Source organism: Mucilaginibacter sp. L196, assembly GCF_009765905.1.
GTDB lineage: Bacteria > Bacteroidota > Bacteroidia > Sphingobacteriales > Sphingobacteriaceae > Mucilaginibacter.
The window spans coordinates 199,449-219,408 of record NZ_LMUO01000015.1; the positions used below are offsets into that span (position 1 = coordinate 199,449).

14 protein-coding genes are annotated in these 19,960 nt (G+C 39.9%); 8 read left to right on the forward strand and 6 right to left on the reverse strand.

Annotation, left to right across the window (positions count from 1 at the left end; genetic code table 11):
* Nucleotides 1-217 precede the first annotated feature (217 nt).
* Nucleotides 218-2,023, reverse strand: a complete 1,806-nt coding sequence (locus GSQ74_RS11890) for a chloride channel protein (protein ID WP_158993510.1) — start codon at nucleotides 2,021-2,023, stop codon at nucleotides 218-220.
* 48 nt (nucleotides 2,024-2,071) lie between these two features.
* Between GSQ74_RS11890 and GSQ74_RS11895 the strand changes: the two genes are divergently transcribed.
* Nucleotides 2,072-3,253 carry an AIR synthase related protein gene (locus tag GSQ74_RS11895; RefSeq protein ID WP_216846725.1) on the forward strand — a complete coding sequence of 394 codons (1,182 nt, stop codon included), beginning with the start codon at nucleotides 2,072-2,074 and terminating at the stop codon, nucleotides 3,251-3,253.
* Nucleotides 3,254-3,329: 76 nt separating this feature from the next.
* Here the strand turns inward: GSQ74_RS11895 and GSQ74_RS11900 are convergent, their stop codons facing one another.
* The 3 genes from GSQ74_RS11900 to GSQ74_RS11910 all read right to left on the reverse strand — a co-directional run bounded on the left by GSQ74_RS11900 (nucleotide 3,330) and on the right by GSQ74_RS11910 (nucleotide 10,788).
* The gene (locus GSQ74_RS11900; RefSeq protein ID WP_158993512.1) at nucleotides 3,330-4,478 is read right to left on the reverse strand and encodes a hypothetical protein; all 1,149 of its coding nucleotides are present in this window, start codon (nucleotides 4,476-4,478) and stop codon (nucleotides 3,330-3,332) included.
* An 18-nt stretch (nucleotides 4,479-4,496) separates the two neighbouring features.
* Entirely contained in the window at nucleotides 4,497-7,127 is a 2,631-nt protein-coding gene (locus tag GSQ74_RS11905) for a TonB-dependent receptor domain-containing protein (RefSeq protein WP_158993514.1), read from the reverse strand.
* Nucleotides 7,128-7,458: 331 nt separating this feature from the next.
* Complete coding sequence (locus GSQ74_RS11910; protein ID WP_158993516.1) at nucleotides 7,459-10,788, reverse strand: TonB-dependent receptor; 3,330 nt, start codon at nucleotides 10,786-10,788, stop codon at nucleotides 7,459-7,461.
* 319 nt (nucleotides 10,789-11,107) lie between these two features.
* On the opposite strand from GSQ74_RS11910, the gene lpdA reads away from it, so the two are divergent.
* The 3 genes from lpdA (at nucleotide 11,108) to GSQ74_RS11925 (ending at nucleotide 14,509) form a co-directional block, all read left to right on the forward strand.
* Nucleotides 11,108-12,496 carry a dihydrolipoyl dehydrogenase gene (gene lpdA, locus GSQ74_RS11915; RefSeq protein ID WP_158993518.1) on the forward strand — a complete coding sequence of 463 codons (1,389 nt, stop codon included), beginning with the start codon at nucleotides 11,108-11,110 and terminating at the stop codon, nucleotides 12,494-12,496.
* A 149-nt stretch (nucleotides 12,497-12,645) separates the two neighbouring features.
* On the forward strand, nucleotides 12,646-13,485 hold the full coding sequence (locus GSQ74_RS11920; protein ID WP_158993520.1) for an MBL fold metallo-hydrolase: 840 nt from the start codon (nucleotides 12,646-12,648) through the stop codon (nucleotides 13,483-13,485).
* A gap of 163 nt (nucleotides 13,486-13,648) precedes the next feature.
* A complete protein-coding gene (locus tag GSQ74_RS11925) occupies nucleotides 13,649-14,509 on the forward strand; it encodes an RNA polymerase sigma factor RpoD/SigA (protein ID WP_158993522.1) in 861 nt (286 codons plus the stop codon).
* 145 nt (nucleotides 14,510-14,654) lie between these two features.
* On the opposite strand, the gene GSQ74_RS11930 is transcribed toward GSQ74_RS11925, so the two are convergent.
* Entirely contained in the window at nucleotides 14,655-15,671 is a 1,017-nt protein-coding gene (locus tag GSQ74_RS11930; protein ID WP_158993524.1) for a low specificity L-threonine aldolase, read from the reverse strand.
* 162 nt (nucleotides 15,672-15,833) lie between these two features.
* Between GSQ74_RS11930 and GSQ74_RS11935 the strand changes: the two genes are divergently transcribed.
* A complete protein-coding gene (locus GSQ74_RS11935) occupies nucleotides 15,834-16,526 on the forward strand; it encodes a hypothetical protein (RefSeq protein WP_158993526.1) in 693 nt (230 codons plus the stop codon).
* Between the two features lie 260 nt (nucleotides 16,527-16,786).
* On the opposite strand, the gene GSQ74_RS11940 is transcribed toward GSQ74_RS11935, so the two are convergent.
* Nucleotides 16,787-18,001, reverse strand: coding sequence for an NAD(P)/FAD-dependent oxidoreductase (locus tag GSQ74_RS11940; protein WP_158993528.1), 1,215 nt, complete (start codon nucleotides 17,999-18,001; stop codon nucleotides 16,787-16,789).
* On the opposite strand from GSQ74_RS11940, the gene GSQ74_RS11945 reads away from it, so the two are divergent.
* The 3 genes from GSQ74_RS11945 (at nucleotide 18,000) to GSQ74_RS11955 (ending at nucleotide 19,876) form a co-directional block, all read left to right on the forward strand.
* A complete protein-coding gene (locus GSQ74_RS11945) occupies nucleotides 18,000-18,608 on the forward strand; it encodes an NADH-quinone oxidoreductase subunit A (RefSeq protein ID WP_158993530.1) in 609 nt (202 codons plus the stop codon). The two genes, GSQ74_RS11940 and GSQ74_RS11945, sit on opposite strands and share 2 nt — an antisense overlap.
* Complete coding sequence (locus GSQ74_RS11950) at nucleotides 18,601-19,107, forward strand: NADH-quinone oxidoreductase subunit B (RefSeq protein WP_158993532.1); 507 nt, start codon at nucleotides 18,601-18,603, stop codon at nucleotides 19,105-19,107. The genes GSQ74_RS11945 and GSQ74_RS11950 overlap by 8 nt, the downstream gene beginning before the upstream one ends.
* Nucleotides 19,108-19,441: 334 nt before the next feature.
* The gene (locus tag GSQ74_RS11955) at nucleotides 19,442-19,876 is read left to right on the forward strand and encodes a VOC family protein (protein WP_158993534.1); all 435 of its coding nucleotides are present in this window, start codon (nucleotides 19,442-19,444) and stop codon (nucleotides 19,874-19,876) included.
* Nucleotides 19,877-19,960: the final 84 nt, after the last annotated feature.

Consider the following 19,960-nt stretch of genomic DNA (forward strand, 5'->3'; position numbering starts at 1 on the left):
CTTCGATTTTCAGACAGTCCAGGGTTTCTTTCAGAAAACCCTGCGGAAACTATAATAAAGAAGCTGTCTAAAAAGAATGTCATTGCGAGGAACGAAGCAATCGCGAGCTATGCATATTCGCTTTGTCTATATGCGATTGCTTCGTTCCTCGCAATGACATATGTAATATCCTGCAAATCCAAAAAATCCGTTTAATCCTGGTTCAGACTAATTCAGACTATATCTTAGCGAAAAGATCTGTTTCCTTATGTTGCTTGATGATCAGATCACGGTATTTGGAAAGTAATGCTGATTTAGATATAAAACCTAAAAACACACCATCTTTAACTACCGGAAGCTGCCAGGCATCCAGTGCATCAAATACTTCCATAATACTGCTTACAGGCTGGTAATAATCAATTATAGTGGGCGGTGGGGTCATGATCTCTTCAATCGTCGCGGAAGACTCCCTTTGGTTAAACAATTGTTTCCGAACCTGATCCATCAAGATCACACCATCCATTTCCCCTTCATCATCCAAAACAGCAAAAATATTCGCATCGGTATTTGACAGGATATGATAAAAATCGCTGATTAACATCGATTTGTTTAACACGTTAGAGCTTTTATTAATAATGCTATCTAACCTAATGGCATCAAGCATATTAAAATCATGGTCGGGGTACAGTTTTTGTTCGTGGATCAACTCCTTCCAGTACATGTTGTATGGATTATATATGCGGGATATAACATAGGATATTGCCGAAACAATCATTAACGGAATAAACAATACATAACCGCCTGTTATTTCGGCAATAAGGAATATAGCCGTTAACGGTGCATGCATTACACCGCTTAAAGCGCCTGCCATGCCTACCGCTATAAAATTACTTACACTTAAATGCACTAAACCTGTTTGATTTACTGCAAAGGCTACAAATAATCCTAAAAAAGCCCCTGTAAACATTGTTGGGGCAAATGTACCACCATTCCCCCCGGAGCCGATTGTAATGCCTGCTGCCACAATTTTCATAAATACCAACCCTGCTATAAACAACAACATTACCAGTGGGTAATCTAACCACTTAGTAAATAATGTTTCATTTTTTAAGGCATCAATATTACCATTTAATATGCCTTGTAAGTGGCTATAGCCCTCGCCAAATAAAGCCGGGAATATCATAATGATAACCCCTAATATTAAACCGCCGAATAACGCTCTTTGATAGCGGTTATATTTTTTAAATATGCCATGCTCCAATATACCGGCCACCTTAGATATATATACCGAAATCCACCCGCTGAATAAACCAAGTATTACATAAAACGGTATCGCATTTAAAACCCAGCCACCTGTTACCAGATGAAAAAGCTGGCCTGAGTACAACAATTTGGATACCACCACACCTGTTGCCGAAGCTATTAATAAAGGAATAAACGTGGGGATAGTTATCTCGCCAATCAATATCTCTAATGAAAACAATACACCTGCAATGGGGCTGTTAAATACCGCGGCAATACCTGCCGAAGCGCCCGCAGCTATTAAAACTGTTTTTTCGTATGGGCTGAGATTGAAAAATTTGCCTGTATTTGAACCCAATGCCGCGCCCATTACTACAATTGGCGCTTCCAGACCTGACGAGCCTCCGAAACCAACCGTTAATGAGCTTGTAGCCAGGTGTGCATAGACATTATTAATCTTAATATTTGAGCGGTTGCGTTTTATGTTGATGATAACACGGCCAATACCTTTTTCAATATGATCGCGGTTGATGACATGCTGGTAAAAAACAGTAAGCAAGATACCTAGCGCCGGTAAAAATGCATAAGCTAAATGATAATACAAATGAGCGGCAATATCCTTGCTCAGCTCTTCCATTAAACCTACAACATACTTTAATAAAATAGCGGCTAAACCGCCTAAAAGCCCAACTACAACACTACAATAAATAAGAAAATTACGCTGTATGTTCCTTTTTAAACGCCACTTATTTATTTTGTTGGCGACTCTTTTTGCTAACCTAATGTACCCCGGATACTGCAAAGTAGTTGATTTGAGTTTGATAAAAGTTAATAAGCACTATATTTGCCCATGATTTCTTCGCAAAGATATGATCTCCGAGGCGTATCTGCATCAAAAGATGATGTACATAATGCAATTAAAAATATCGATAAGGGTATTTTTCCGAAAGCCTTTTGCAAAATAGTGCCTGATATATTAACCAACGACGACGCGTATTGCAATATTATGCATGCCGATGGCGCGGGTACAAAATCGTCACTGGCCTATACTTATTGGAAAGAGACAGGTGATATATCTGTATGGCGCGGCATAGCGCAGGATGCTATCATCATGAACCTTGACGACCTGCTTTGTGTGGGTGCTATTGATAATATTTTACTGTCATCAACCATCGGCAGAAACAAAAACCTTATTCCGGGTGATGTTATCGCAGCTATCATCAATGGCACAGAAGAGATTTTGGCTGAGTTGAGAGATGCGGGCATAGGTATTTACTCAACCGGTGGCGAAACGGCTGATGTGGGCGATTTGGTTCGCACTATTATTGTAGATTCCACCGTTACCTGCCGCATGAAACGTGATGAGGTAATATCAAACCATAATATTAAACCCGGGGATGTGATTGTTGGCCTTACCTCATACGGGCAGGCTACGTACGAAAAAGAATATAATGGCGGGATGGGCTCAAACGGCCTTACCTCGGCAAGGCATGATGTTTTTAATAAATCAATAGCTGAAAAATATCCGGAAAGCTATGACGCGGCTGTACCATTTGATCTGGTATTCTCGGGCAGTAAAAAATTAACCGATATGGTTGATATTGGCAACGGCCAATCTATAACCGCGGGTAAACTGGTATTATCTCCCACCCGTACCTACGCCCCTATCATCAAAAAAATGCTGGATGGTTATCGCAGCCAGATACATGGCATGGTGCATTGCAGTGGCGGCGCGCAAACCAAAGTATTACACTTTATTGATGACTTGCATATCATCAAAAACAACCTATTCCCGGTGCCTCCTTTGTTTAAACTGATACAGGAAGAGTCAAAAACCAACTGGCAGGAAATGTATAAGGTATTTAATATGGGCCACCGCATGGAATTATATGTGCCGCAGGAAATTGCACAAGACCTGATTGACATATCAAAAAGTTTTGGTGTAGATGCCCAGATCATTGGTCGTGTTGAGGCTGCTGATAAAAAACAGGTAACTATCCAATCGGAATTTGGGGAATTTATTTATAACTAACACCACATTTTATTATAAAACAGAAAAGCCCCGAAATTCGGGGCTTTTCTGTTTTATAAGGTTTGAGTAATGATAATTATTGTAATCCAGTCCACTTAGTACCATCCCATTGGAAAGTATAAGTAGTATTTACGTCAGATCCACCAACATAAGAAAGGAACACAACCTGATAATTAGTACCCACTACAGGTGCCGTGTAATCAGCTTTCAGAACTAATATAAATGCAGCATCAAGTTCTGCGGGTGTCCACGCTGATTCAAAATCTCCATATGATTTAAGATTAGCCAATATTGTGCTTGACGCAACATTTGAACTGGTGATAATAGCAATATCAGCCGTGGTTAAAGTGTGCGTAACAATAGGCTGTGGTTTCCATGTACCGTTTGATTTAACATATGTTCCTGTTGCTATTGTAGAATATGGTGCAACAAAGCTGGTACCATTCCATTGCAATGGTTGTACTCTTTGATAGTCTGCAGTTGCGCTTACATAATAGTTATAGCTAACATACACAATGTCATTTTTCTTGATCGTATCGGTTATACTTACATCAGCATTAACTAATGCAGCCATAGTTTGCGGTATATTGGTAAATGCTGAAGTAAACTGATCATATTTACCTACGCCTAAAGCTGTGTATTGCGCAGGTTGTACGGTATATATTGCACGCCATGCGCCATCAGTGTATAAGAATGTATATGGAACCGCGGGTGTAGCACCTGTTGGATAAATAGTCCAGCTTATAATTCTAACTGTATTGTTAGCTACGTTAGGGAATTTATAAGGCAACCAGGTAAGCATTTGCGCTACACTAAAGTCGGTATATTTGTTACCCGGTAATAACAGGTAATCTGCTGCTGTAAGTGCATAATAAGCATCCTTACCTGTATCAGTACCGGCCGTAGTTACTTTATAAATACTATCAGCGGCTTTAAAGTAAAGTGAAGTTTGATTATAAGTAACATTTGCTATTGAACCATTTGCTGCAGTCAAATATTCCGCGCTTAATATCTGCGGGATATAAGTATTCGCATCAGCAACATCATCAAATGAGAAAGCTGTTTTCGGGTAACCAGAAGTTAACTTCTGATAATCTGAAGTTTGCAATGTTATATTCAAAGTTTGCTTCGTACTTGGCGGTACCGAGTTTTGCAGTACCGGCTCTTTTTGACACGCGGATAAACCTAACGCCACGATAGCAAGTAAATAATATATTTTTTTCATATTTAATATTTTTTCTTGTTAAAACCTAACTTTTAATGTTGTAGTAAACGTTCTCTGATTTAACCAATAAGCGGTAATTTGATTCAAAACACCCTGGGCAGATGCATCTGTAACATCTGTCATTATCTTCGAATTCAACAGATTATTAACATTGCCTATCAGTTCTGCATTAAACCCGGCCATTTTGAATTTGTATACGGCATTCATACTCCATATCGCGTAGTTTGGAAGAACGTACGGATGATCGTTTGCCTGGGTATAATCCTGGAAAGGAACATAAGAGGTATAATCGGTGTAATAAGCTACACGTGCACCTATTTTTAATGCAGGTACAACCCAAACCTCAGCGAATGCAGTGAAAGTGTTTTGAGGCTGATCACCTATTTTTTGATTTTTAAGTTGAACTGAATGTATTGTATCAATTACTGCACCTTGACTGTTTTGAACATTTACCTGGCCTGAATTTGAAGTATAGTGGTAATCGCCTATTGTAGCTGTAGCACCAACTAAAACTTGTTGAACAGGTTTGTAGTTAAGCTCAACTTCAACACCCTGATGTAATTCGTTTACGCCTGATATATTGGTAGTATATAACTGATCAGTTGTTGCATCAGAGAAGGTTGAAGCAAATGCCCTATCCCTGTAGTTTTCTCTGAACAAGTTAACTTTTGCGCTGAATTGTGAAACTTTAAAGTTATAACCCAATTCGTAGCCTAACAATTTTTCGTCGATAGCTGAAGAGTTAATTTTATTGGTGTAATCAACAAACACGTTACCAAAATATGGTGGCTTAGTTAAGTAACCAACGTTTGCGAACACGTTCATTTCTGAGTTAATGTTGTAGTTTGCGCCGGCTTTTACCTGGAAAGTAGTAAAGTTTACCCAACGGCTTTTTTGATTAGGGTCGCTGTTCAAATAATCAAAAGGGTCTCTCCTTGAATCAGCATTTTCTGAACCTGATGCAGTAACGAATGCGCTAAAGTCATTTTTAGAATATTCAGCCTGTGCAAAGGCACCGCCCGATTCAACATAATCAATGTTATGATAATCAACAAGGCCATTAATACCTACTACACCGGCAGGGTCATTAATATTTCCACCTGTTTTACCTAAAGCCGGGTTACCTGTGTAAGGGAAAGCTACATAGCTACCACCTAACAAATCGGTTACCTGAGTGTAGTGATCGCCATGGTAATATCTAAAGTCTAAACCAGCTTGAAGGTCGATATATTTACCCAATAAGGTTTTGTAAGTACTTCTTAAACCATACCATTGTGTTTTATCATGCGCGTCATCAACATAAGTTAATGATGCTCCGGTTGGGTTAGCTGCGTTATATGCTTCGACAGCGCTGTAATTTATAGGCGTATAAATGTTACCTGAACGTGGTAATGAATTCGCACTATAATAAGCAGATGAGACACCATCGATACCGCCGCCGCCGCCATCACCTAATAAAGCGTACAATACAGTTGACAGGCTTGACTTGCTGTTTATAGACCATTCATGATTTATTGATAAAATCGGTTCAGAATAAAAATTGTTATAAGGGTTATATTCTTTGCCATCTTTAAAACCATACCAGGTATTCCAATTTACACCCTGTGGTGCAGCTGCATAATATGGTGAAGTTGGAGCATTTGAGTTATAAAATACTTGCTGCTCTGGCCTTTGACCGTGCGTTTGATTTGCACCGATCAATGTAAATGAAATGGTTTGTTTTGCGCTGAGTATTTTTGAAAGGTTAAAGAAATAATCATAACCTAAAAAGTTTGAACCCTGAAATGGATATGCGCCCTGTGTTCTGCTACCGGCAAATGTTGCAGCCCAACCGTTTGCATCTAATCCGGTTGAAATTAATATAGCCGTTTTATTATAGCCATCGCTTCCAATGCCTTCAGAAACAAACCCCCCTGCCTCTTGATCAGTAGTACGTGTTGTTACGTTAACTGTACCACCAAATGAAGGAACAATAATTTTTGAAGCTCCTAAACCACGTTGTACTTGTATTGAACGGGCAACATCGGTAATACCAGCAAAGTCTGACCAGTAAAGTGCACCTGTTTCCGGGTCGTTAATAGGGATACCATTAACTGTGTAAGCAACGTTACCATTTCCTGAGCGACTTGAGAAACCACGGATATTAACACGGCCATCGCCGTAACCACCATCACCTTGTGTAGTAAATACTCCCGGTACACTTGTTAACAGATCTGGAATTCCACCATTACTGATGTGCTCATCAATAAACTCCTGGCTAATTGTGGTAACAGCAACCGGAGTTTTTCTGTCGATAGCAACGTCAGCGGTGATTGTCACCTCTTTTATTGATGATGAATTAGGACTTAATAAGATAGTGCCTAAATTTTTGTCTGCATCACCAACGTGGAATGTTTGTGGCACATAACCAACAAAAGTAATTACTATTGTTTGGCCACCAGCCGGGGCTTTAAGTTTGAATGAGCCATCTAATGAGGCTGTAGTTGCGGTAGTAGTTCCTTTTACAACAATAGTGGCACCTACCAAAGGTTCACGTGTTATTGTATCAATTACTTTACCTGTAATGTGGACTTGAGCATTTGCAACTTGTGCCAATGCCGCGCACATTGTAAAAACGGAAATGAATAATGAAAGTAAATACTTCCTCATACTTTGCTTTGTTTTTATGAATTAATGATTCAGTTGATTAGCGGCAAAGATAATTGGCAGAACCTTAGCCAATATTAACTCAATATTAACAAACGTTGAATATTTATTAACATTAACAGTTTTTATTAAGTAAATTTTCAATCGAAAGTGCCTTTAAATGAAAGAATCGCACATTTGGTAGAAATTCTGAGTTTTCACTAACTAACATTGTAACAAAATTGTTACAAAACAATAAATTCCAATTAACTGTAATTGAACAGGTTAAACAAAATGAAAATATATCAAAAAAGCCGACTTAAGCCGGCTTTTTATATTACGAGTTAACAGTAGCTTAATTAAAAATATACCTTAAACCTAGTTGTGCTTGATAACGTGATAGTTGAGAAACATCGTTTACAAATGATGTTGTTACAGGCGTTTTGGTTGTTGTATTCAATAAAGGGAATGAATAAGTAGGTGCCCCGGCTGAGTTAAGACCTACGTAGTGAAGTATAGTGGTATTACCTGTTGATACCCCATTAAATGAATCCTGGTACAATCCCCAGTTTTTGTTTAATAAGTTACCTACGTTAATAATATCCAATGATACCTCAAGCGTGTTTTTAGTTTTACCTGCTCTAACATAAAAATCCTGAACAACCTTAAAATCGAACCTTTTGTAGTATGGTAATATTACGCCGTTTCTTTGAGCAAATTGCCCTCTGTGGCTTTTCAGATATTTATCCTGATTAATAAATGCATTTAACTGGCTCCATTGTGTCTGCGCAGTACCTGGGTTAGTTGATGGGTCAGGTACTAAAATAATGTCATTTTGAGTTTTGGGGATGTACATTAAATCATTTGTAGCACCATCATTATTAGGGTCGCCACTGGTGATGTATGATACCGCGCCATTATTAGCCATTTCAAATAATAAGCCTACAGATGTAGCACCATGGCCAAAATAGTCCTTTTTGTACATTAACGAACCTATTACACGGTTAGGCTGAACATATGTACTGTTTGAAAGGTTATCGCCATTCGGATTGCCTGCTACATCGCGCGAACTCCATATAGTACTTGCTGTTGAACCGCCGTCATTAACATCCAGTGAACCACTATGGGTATAGGCAACGTTAAAGTAGAAACCGCCAACAAATGTTTTTTGTAACTGACCGGTAACGAAGTAAGAATCGCCTTTATTAGTATTTGTCAGATAATACAAACCTGTGATTGATGGATTTGCCGCTGTAGCCGCAGATGCCGCAGGAGTTGTATTTTTTGATGTATAGCGAATTTGACCACCTGAGTTAGGTAAAGTAGCATATCCGTTAGACAGCACTAAGTTTTCTGTGTAGATAGCATTAATATCTTTGGTGTAAGCACCTTCAATTGTTGCAACAACACCCCAGCCTAATTTTTGGTCGATAGCTAAGTTAGACCTGAATACTTTAGGGTATTTTAGGTTTGGATCTGTAATATCCAGCTCATAAGAAGTATTTGCCGCTGCAGCACCTATAGGGTGATTTGCATTAACATTTGGGTTAAATACTAATTGGTTATTTTGAGCCGCTGTATTACCAGCCGCGCCTTTCACTACAGTATATGAGCCAAATAACACACCATTATTTGATGCCTGGTTTGATATCCAAACAAAAGGAACTGTACCTGAGAATAAACCAGTACCACCGCGAACCTGAGTTGAACCATCGCCATTTACATCCCAGTTAAAGCCAACTCGTGGCGATAATTGAACACGGTTTTTTGGCAATACTGATGGATTAACTTGTATACCTTGCTGGAAAGTAAGGCCGGTAACATTATTATTTTGCGGTAGTGATGTTGGGAAAGCATCATAATCTGCCCTGATACCGTAGGTTAACCTGATGTTATCTGTTATATGATATTTATCCTGTGCGTATACGCTATATATACCTGCGCTAATTTTAGCATAAGGTAAAGAACCACCAGCTGCAGAATAACGAACTGTATATGCTGCTGCAGGTAAACCATGCAAGAAATCATAAGCCGAGTTATAAGTATATAAACCATTATAATCGGGCGCGAAACCATTTTTGTAGCTCTGTATCTGGTCGCTGGTACCAAAAGTAAACTCGTGTTTACCTGCGTATAAAGTCAAGTCATCAGAAAACTGGCCGATGTTGGTGTATAATAAGTTACCGACAGTATAAAGCTCAGAACCAAAGCTTGTTTCAACAGCGGTTGATTTAACAACATCAGTAGCTGTACCTTGTGATGTACTGTTGCCAATATCAACAAATGGAATACTTTCGCCACCTAATGCTGCACGATAGTCTCTTAAAGCAGAGTAACCAATAGTAGCCCTGTTTGATAAGCTGCTGCTGATACGGCTATCCAACTCAATAATACCTATGTTAAAGTTATTATTTATGCGATACCCTGAACCATAAAAAGGTAAACTGTTTACACCTGCGTCGCGGGTAGTACCATAACCAACAGCTGTAGTGCCGTTTGAGTTAGTTATGCCGGAGTTGCTTGGTGGATGATCTCCGTAAGACTTCAGATAAAAGTATTTAGCACTTAAAGTGTTATTTTTATCAATATTCCAGTCGATTTTTACAGTTACCTTATTGCTATAGGTATCAAAACTATAACCCTGGTAAGGGCCTGCATTGTAACCGTAATGCTGGGCAAGATAGTTTTTAATCGAATCAAGGGTTGATGCTTTAGCTTGTGATACAGAACCACCGGCTCCTGAACCTGTAGCTACATAAGGTGTGGCTGGTTGGCTTATCCGTTCTTCTTCGCCGGAAACAAAATAAAACAATTTGTTTTTAATGATAGCCCCACCGAAGCTTGCACCTATCTGGTGATAGTTAAAAGGTGTTTTGGTAACGTTTGTATTACCTGCACTATAACCTGTTAGGCCTGTACTACGCAAATAATCATAAACAGTTGCTTTAAACTCGTTAGTACCTGATTTTACAACGGTATTAACACCAGCGCCTGTAAAGTTACCTTGACGAACGTCATAGGGCGCAATATCAACCTGAATCTGATCAATGGCATCTAATGAAATAGGTTGCGAGTTAGTTTGGCCACCAAGCGTACTTGCTAAACCAAAAGAGTTATTAAACAGCGCGCCATCAACAGTAATATTGTTAAACGTTGAACTACGGCCGCCAAAGTTTAATCCGTTTGCCGAGGGAGCAAGTTTTGTAAAATCGCTTAATGACCGGTTTAAGGTAGGTAAACCATCAATTTGTGAACGGCTTATTGTTTCGCGGGCACCGGTGCGCGATGAGTTGATCACTTTTCCACCAGTGCCTGAAATTTTTACTTCAGATAATGTGGTGCTGCTTTCGGCCAATTTAGCATCAATGTGTTGATCCTGACCAATTGATAAAGTAATATTTTCCTCTACAAAATCGGTGTAGCCTACAAATGATACTTTAAAAGTGTAAGGGCCGCCTACTCTTAAGTTAGGCAAGTTAAACCGGCCGTCGGCACGGCTTCCGGTAGAGTATACCGTTCCGGTTGGGATGTGTGTAACAGTAATTGTGGCTCCGGGTATCGGGCCTTTGCTATCGCTCACGATACCGTTGATTGATGCGGTTGTTACACCTTGCGCGCTGGCATTTTTCGAAGCGAAAAATGATACACACGTGACTAGTAGAAATAGAAGTAAATGCTTCCTCATACTTTGTTGTTTTGTGTTAATGATAAGTCAGTTAATTGCAACAAAAATAATACATCCCGGTATCAATAATGTTACATTAATATTAATACTGATTAAATATTTATTAACAATAAACACAAAACCAACATGATATGTTAAAAAATAGGTCAAATACCTATCAAACTAGTATTTATCTGTATTTTTAATATTTGCAAGTCAACCTCATTCATAGCGTCATTTTAATCTGAAAATCCTATTATTTAGTACGGCGGAGTAGCATTTTAGCATATCGGGCTATTTACTTAGCTTTGCGCTAATTATATACATCATAAATAAAAGCATGAACTACGATTTAATTGTTATAGGGTCGGGCCCGGGTGGTTACGTAGCTGCCATTCGCGCTTCCCAATTGGGTTTAAAAACAGCAATAATTGAAAAGGAATCCCTTGGCGGAATATGCCTTAACTGGGGTTGTATACCTACCAAAGCGTTATTAAAAAGCGCCCAGGTATTTGAATACCTAAACCATGCTGCCGATTACGGTATTACTGTAAATGGCGGTGAAGTTAATTTTGAATCTATCATAAAAAGAAGCCGCGGCGTTGCCGATGGCATGAGCAAAGGCGTTCAGTTTTTAATGAAGAAAAACAAAATTGACGTAATAAACGGCTTCGGTAAAATAAAAAGCAAAGGCGTTGTTGAAGTTAAAAGCAGCAATGGTACTACGCAAGAAGTTACCGGAACTAACATTATAATAGCCACAGGCGGCCGCTCACGTGAGTTGCCAAATATCAAACAAGATGGCGAAAAAGTAATAGGCTATCGCCAGGCGATGATATTACCTAAGCAACCAAAAAGCATGATTGTTGTGGGTTCAGGCGCTATTGGTATTGAATTCGCTTATTTTTATAACTCTATCGGTACATCAGTTACTGTAGTGGAGTATTTAGATAATATTGTGCCTTTAGAAGATGAAGAAGTTTCAAAACAACTGGGTCGTTTACTAAAGAAAACAGGCATCAATATATTAACAGGTTCAAATGTTGAGTCTGTTGACACCTCAGGCGTGGGCTGTAAAGTAACTGTAAAAACTGCAACCGGTACCGAAGTTTTGGAAGCTGATGTTGTTTTATCAGCAGTTGGCATATCAACCAACCTTGAAGGCATCGGACTTGAAGAAGTTGGCGTTAAAACCGACAAAGGAAAAGTATTAGTTGATGACTATTATAAAACCAACGTTGATGGCATTTTTGCCATTGGCGATATTGTAAAAGGACAGGCATTGGCTCACGTAGCATCAGCAGAAGGTATTATTTGTGTTGAAAAAATTGCCGGTCATCATCCTGAACCGTTGAACTATAACAACATCCCGGGTTGTACTTATTGTGCCCCTGAGATCGCATCTGTTGGTTATACCGAAAAAGCAGCCAAAGAAGCAGGCTATGAGTTGAAGATTGGTAAATTCCCATTCTCTGCATCGGGCAAGGCATCTGCCGCAGGCGCAAAAGATGGTTTTATTAAACTGATATTTGATGCTAAATACGGTGAAATCTTAGGCGCTCACATGTTGGGTCATAATGTTACCGAGCTAATTGCTGAAATAGTTACCGCACGTAAGCTGGAAGCAACCGGCCACGAGCTCATCAAATCTGTACATCCTCACCCAACAATGAGCGAGGCTGTTATGGAAGCTGCTGCCGAAGCATACGGCGAGTGTATACACTTGTAAAGTTTTAAGTTGAAAGTATAAAGTTAAAAGCTTTCAATTACTGATAATTTAAAGATCAATGATTAGAATCATTGATCTTTTTTGTTTTAGGAAAATCTTCAATGTTTTTTTCTGACTTTTGACTTTCAACTTTGTACTTTTAACTTACTATGAACCTGCATACCATTGATACCGGCTTTTTTAAATTAGATGGCGGCGCCATGTTTGGTGTAGTACCAAAAACCATCTGGAACAGAACCAACCCGGCTGATGAAAACAATCTTTGTACCTGGGCCATGCGTTGCCTATTGGTTGAGGATGGCGATCGTTTGATATTGATTGATACCGGTATTGGTAACAAGCAGGATGAAAAGTTTTTTAGTCACTACTATTTACATGGTGATGCAACTATTGATAAATCATTAGCGGCAAAAGGTTTCCATAGGGATGATATTACAGATGTATTTTTAACGCATCTGCATTTTGACCATGTGGGCGGCGCGGTTAAAAGAGAGGGTGATAAATTAAAACCTGCTTTTAAAAACGCATTTTACTGGAGCAATAAGGATCATTGGGATTGGGCCGTAAACCCGAACGAACGCGAAAAAGCATCGTTTTTAAAGGAAAATATATTGCCCATACAGGATAGCGGGCAACTGCGATTTATTGACAGTAAAGACGGTGTGCAATTCTCTGAAAACTTCCGGGTGAAATTCGCGCATGGCCATACAGAAGCGATGATGCTGCCACTACTCAATTACAAAGGACATGAAATTTTGTATATGGCTGATCTGCTGCCATCTGTGGGACATTTGCCTATGCCTTATGTAATGGCGTATGATATGTTCCCGCTGAAAACACTTACCGAAAAGAAGATTATTTTAACCGAAGCCTTGGAAAAACAATATATTTTGTATCTTGAACACGACGCTATTAACGAATGTTGTACGTTACAACAAACAGAAAAAGGCATCAGAATTAAAGAAACGTTTAACCTAAATATTGTATAAAAACAGGGAGCCTTATTACTACAAAAACCGTGCAATAAATTGCGTCAAATCAAATATAGACCCTCTTTTTTGAAAACTTTTTTTAGTTAAATTTTTTATAACAATTTTATAGCTTTACACGTTAATTTTTAGAAAATCCACTTAGAATCGAGGTTTTAAATAGATGAGACAACTCAAAATAACCCAATCCATAACCAACCGTGAATCTCAATCACTTGATAAATACCTTCACGAAATTGGAAAAGTTGACCTAATAACAGCCGAAGAAGAAGTAATATTAGCACAAAAAATACGGGAAGGCGACCAGGCTGCCCTGGAGCGTTTAACCAAAACTAACTTACGTTTTGTTGTATCTGTAGCAAAACAATACCAAAACCAGGGCCTAACCCTTGGCGACCTGATAAACGAAGGTAACTTAGGTTTGATCAAAGCCGCTAAACGTTTTGATGAAACCAAAGGATTCAAATTCATTTCCTACGCCGTTTGGTGGATCCGCCAGTCAATTTTGCAGGCCATTGCCGAGCAATCACGCATTGTACGTTTACCTTTGAACCAGGTAGGTTCATTAAGTAAAATAAGCAAAGCGTTCTCTAAGTTAGAGCAGGAATTTGAGCGTGAGCCATCGCCGGAAGAACTGGCTGATATATTAGAGACCACTGTCGACAAAATATCTGATACTTTAAGTAACTCGGGCCGCCATGTATCAATGGATGCGCCATTTGTTACCGGTGAAGAAAATACATTGTTAGATGTATTGGAAAACCATGAGCCGAATACTGATTCAAACTTAATTAATGAATCATTATCCGAAGAAATTAAACGTTCCCTATCCACACTTACTGAACGTGAACGCGAGATTGTGGTACTATTTTTTGGATTAGGTGCCAGTTCGCCATTGTCATTAGAAGAGATTGGCGAGAAATTTAACCTTACCCGTGAGCGTGTAAGGCAGATAAAGGACAAGGCGCTGCAACGCCTTCGCCATACTTCGAGAAGTAAGATTTTGAAATCGTATTTGGGGTAATCACCCTATCATAACAAGAAAAGCCTTGCTAAACGCGAGGCTTTTCTTGTTACACCTTTTGTCATTCTGAACGCAGTGAAGAATCTATCCGGCGTAAACTACCTCACAGATTCTTCACTGCGTTCAGAATGACAAAGTGGGAATATTACAAGCTTTTTAACACATCAACCGTATACTCAATTTGCTCAGGGTGTATATCCAAATGCAATACAAAGCGTATCCGGTGCCTATCAGTACTCATGGCTCTGATGCCTTTAGCAGCAAGCTTTTCTAATATTACAGCAGCAGGTTCAACGGTATCGAATAGAATAAGATTAGTTTCGGCAGGTAAAACGCCGCTTACCCATGGGCAATTGCTTAGGGTTTCGCTAAGTATCTGCGCATGTGCATGGTCTATTTTTAAACGATCTACATGATTATCCAGCGCGTAGATTCCCGCAGCGGCTAAAAAGCCAGCCTGACGCATGCCTCCGCCAAAAACCTTGCGGATACGGCGGGCATATTTGATGGTTTCCTTATCCGCCAAAAAAACAGAACCTATCGGAGCGCCTAGGCCTTTTGATAAACAAACTGATATACCATTAAAATATTTACCATAATCAACAGCTCTATCATCGGTATGGGCAAGGGCGTTGAAGATCCTCGCGCCATCTAAATGTAGCTTTAGGCTTTTATTTCGGCATAAATCGGCAATGGGTTTAATTTGAGCTAACGTATAACAACTGCCGCCGCCTTTATTTACGGTATTTTCTAAGGCGACCAAGCTGGTATGTGGATGATGGATATTATCGGCGTTAATTTCTGGCTCGATCATTTCGGCGGTGATGATACCGCGATAGCCATTTAATAAACGAGTTGATACTGCTGAATTGAACGCTATTCCCCCACCCTCGTAACGATAAATATGGGCGGTTTGATCGGCGATTAATTCATCTAAAGGTTGGGTGAAACATTTTATAGCGATCTGGTTGGTCATAGTTCCGGAGGGACAGAATATCCCGGCCCCCATGCCAAACATTGCCGCTGATTTTTCTTCGAGATGGTTTACCGTTTCATCTTCGCCAAAAACGTCGTCGCCAACTTTGGCATTCATCATGGCATCCAGCATGCCGGGGGTTGGTTTGGTAACCGTATCGCTGCGCAGATCGACAGTTAATTGCATAATTATTTTGATGTGGTTGGTTAAAAATTCAAAACTAATTGTTTTTGATAAACCGATGAAACACCGGCTTGTAAAGATGTTGAAACAAGTTAGCAATGAACATATAAAAAGTTATTTTTGTGGTAAGTAATTTTGCGATGAATACTACGTTTACCTACTATTATGTTTAAAATAACCACAATCTGCTTATCAATCTTTTGCCTTCTTTTCGTTTTTGAAAAATCACAGGCACAAACCTGGCAGTCGGGCTGCTATTACGATGTTAAAAACAACAAGTCGATAGGTTTGATTAAAATGAAAATGTCGGGTGCTCACCCCATCCCCGACGAAGCTTTTATTGAATATAAGCCTAATGATAAGGCAAATTCTATTAAAATCAGCGCAAGCGAACTAAGCTCATTTGTAATGGGCCGTGATAGCTTTATAGTTGCCGTAGCACCAAGAATGGGCGTATGGAGTAAATACGAACTGGATTTTGTAAAAGTTGTGGTTGATGCCGACCCGAAACTTTATATGTTCAGGGGTAAAGTAAACGGTGGTGGCGGCGTACAGCCTGATGTTGGTATAGGAGTTGGCGGCGGTTTTGGTACCGGCGGTGGCGGTTTCGGCATGGGTTTAGGAGGCGGTATCAGTATACCATTAGGCGGATCAACGGTAACTGGTTATTATTACGGTGCTAATACAGCGGTGATGAAGCAATTAACACCTGCTAATTTTATAGATGTAATGAGTGAAATTTTGGGTGATGAACCGGAAATTGTTGATCAGCTGCATCAGAACAAATATAATCTGCGCAATATTGATAAGCTGATAAACAATTATTACAAAGCGCAGGCTGCTCACGGAGTCCAATAATTCTTTAGAATCAAGATATAAGAGCCAAGAATCAAGATGTGAAACCGGCTTGATTTTTGGCTCTTTTTTATTTTATGTCATTGCGAGGAACGAAGCAATCGCGAACTATACAAGGCCGCTTTTCTCCGTGCGATTGCTTCGTTCCTCGCAATGACATGGTGGTTTAGATGGCGCCTAAGATCGCTCAAAACTTTGGTTTCTGTAGGCTTTTCGTGTGGGATGCTGAAACAAGTTCAGCATGACAATTTGTTAGTTTTAAATTATAAACCTTGGGCTATTACAAACCCACAGGCCCAGGCCCATTGGAAGTTGTAACCGCCGAGCCAGCCGGTTACGTCTACACATTCGCCGCCGTAATATAGGCCAGGTACTTTTTTAACTTCAAGGGTTTTGGATGATAGTTCATCGGTTGATACGCCGCCGCGCATTACTTCGGCTTTATCGTAGCCCTTATCCCCTGCCGGTTTTACTTTAAATTCGTGTATTAACGCGCTGATGTTTTCAATATCAGTTTTGGTTAATGATGCCAGATTCTTTTCAACCGGAAGTTTATCGCTTAAAGCTTCAGCAAATTTGCGGGTGTAGAGGCTGGCCAGATAAGCGAGCAGCATTTTCTTGCCATTTGCTTCTTTTTCCTGTTGAATCAGCTCAGCAATATTTTCGTTAGGCAGCAGATCGATATAAATAGATTCTCCCGGTCGCCAATAGGATGAAATTTGCAGGATAGCCGGGCCGCTTAATCCCCAATGAGTAAACAGAATATTTTCTTCAAAGCTGATCCTATCGTTCCAAACACGACAAAAGATACTATTGCCTGATAGCTGCTCGTACCATGGTTGATCTTTCCCGGTGATGGTTAACGGCACTAAGGCTGGCGCTGTTTCGGTAAGATTCAAGTCAAATTTGCGTGCCATGCGCAGGCCAAAATCGGTCGCTCCTATTTTTTGAATAGGTAATCCGCCGGAGGCGATAACTACTTTTGGCGTTTGCAGTTGATATTCTTTTTCGCCGATTTCATAGGTAACAATGAAACCATCGCTTGATTTATCAATATTTTTTACAGAGACATCGCACTTTATTTCCTGTCCAAGATCTCGGCATAAGCCGGTAAAAACTTCTACAACATCCTTCGCTTTATTGGTTGTGGGAAATAGCTGACCTAAGGTTTTCTCCTGGCCTTCAATGCCATAACTCTCAAAAAAGCTGATGGTATCGTCAACCGTCCACTGCGCGAAGGCCGATTTGCAGAAATGCTCGTTTACCGAGATAAATTGCTGTGCGGAGGAATATAGGTTTGTATAATTACAACGGCCGCCGCCGCTGATCAGTATTTTAGCGCCTACACGATCGTTCTTTTCGAGGATCAACGTTCGTTTGCCTAAAAAACCTGCTTGTACTGCGGTCATTAAGCCGCATGCGCCGCCGCCAATAATTATAGCGTCGAAATCTGTTTGTTTTATTAAATTTGTTGCCATGGGCGATGTTGCGCAAATATCAGAATTTGGGAAGATACTTATCTTTTTAATTACAGGAATAATAGTGGTATGCTTAATATTCTTTGTAAACCGTGTTTTCGCGCCTAATCATCCCAATTTTGAGAAGCAAACTTCTTATGAATGCGGTGAAGAACCTGTTGGTAGCGCTTGGTTACCTTTTAACTCCCGCTTTTATGTAATTGCATTAGTATTTCTACTTTTTGAGGTGGAGATGGTGTTTGTTTTTCCGTGGGCGACAGTGTTTGGGAGTCACGAGATTAATAAAATTGAACCACGCTGGGGAATATTATCCTTAGTGGAAATGTTCATTTTTTTGGGGATACTGATATTGGGATTAGTATATGTTTGGTGCAAAGGTGATTTGGATTGGATTAAACCAGCCGTAATTAAACCTACAACCGATGTACAAATACCAATATCGCTTTATGATAAATTGAATTTGGAGCAGAGTTCTCATACTGTACGAAAATTCAGCATGGAGCAACCTGTTTTAGCTATTGAGACCGCGAATGCTACACCAGCAATGCCGCAACCGATCAGGAAGCCGATGTTTAAACCAACTTTTAAAAAGCCCGAAAATGAGTAATGATATAACCAGTGAAAGTGGCGGTGTAGTAATCACCAAAATGGACGACCTGTTAAACTGGGCTCGTTTATCATCGTTATGGCCTTTAAGCTTTGGTATAGCCTGCTGCGCTATTGAGATGATGGGCTCATTTGCATCTACTTATGATTTGGACCGCTTTGGCGTTTTCCCGCGCCCGTCGGCACGCCATGCGGATGTGATTATCATTGCCGGCACGGTTACCTTTAAAATGGCCGAGCGCATTAAACGTTTATACGAGCAAATGCCCGAGCCTAAATATGTGATCTCGATGGGGTCCTGCTCTAATTGTGGCGGCCCTTACTGGCAATATGGCTATCATGTGGTTAAGGGTGTTGATCGGGTTATTCCTGTCGATGTTTATGTGCAGGGGTGTCCGCCACGCCCGGAATCGTTGATTGGAGCTATTTTGGAATTGCAGAAGAAGATTGAGGGGGAGAGTTTGGCGGGGAATCGGGCTGCTAAGGTGGAAGCTGTATAACTTGTATTGTTGCTTTTTCGCGCTTCGGTGACTCACCCCGACTTTGCTTCGCTTGTCGACCCTCTCTCCGCCTGCGGCGCATAGAGGGTGAGCTGCATTTTTATTCTTGCTCTTTACTTGCGCTCGTTTGCAACGAGTGCTTAATATCATTTTGCGATTACATAGTAAGATTTATATTTTAGCTAAAAATACTAAGTCCAACATCTTATCAATACCGTGTAAGAAATTCTGAAGAGATATATTTTGTGATGTTATAAATGCAAAACTATGTTATGCACTCATTACAAACGAGCGCAAGTTGTACCGAAGAGAATAAAATCTAAAATAAAAAATCATGAGAACAATTAATCCCTGGATCAACTTTAACGGCAATGCCGAGGAAGCATTCACTTTTTACAAATCAGTTTTTGGCGGAGAGTTTACAAAGATTGTTCGTTTCAAAGAGCTATCAAGCGAAGAATTCCCGATCGCGGAAAATGACGCAAACAAGATCATGTATATTGGTTTGCCTATTGGCAAACACAATGTATTGATAGCTAATGATGTTCCCGAGTTTATGGGCAAAGTAAACGAGAACGAAAACAGGTCAAAAATAGCTGTCAGTGTGGGAAGTCGTGAAGAAGCTGACAAAATATTTAACGGACTATCAGCAGGTGGAAATGTTGAAGGACCAATTGGCGATAGTCCCTGGGGTACATATGGTGCAATATTCAGGGATAAATATGGTATTGAATGGATAGTGGAGTTTGACCCCGATTATAAGGGATAATCCGAAGTTTGATATTTCGGCAGCAATATTTCAAAGAACTTATTTGGCTCTTTTCGCAAGAGCGGCCAACCGGTATATACAAAT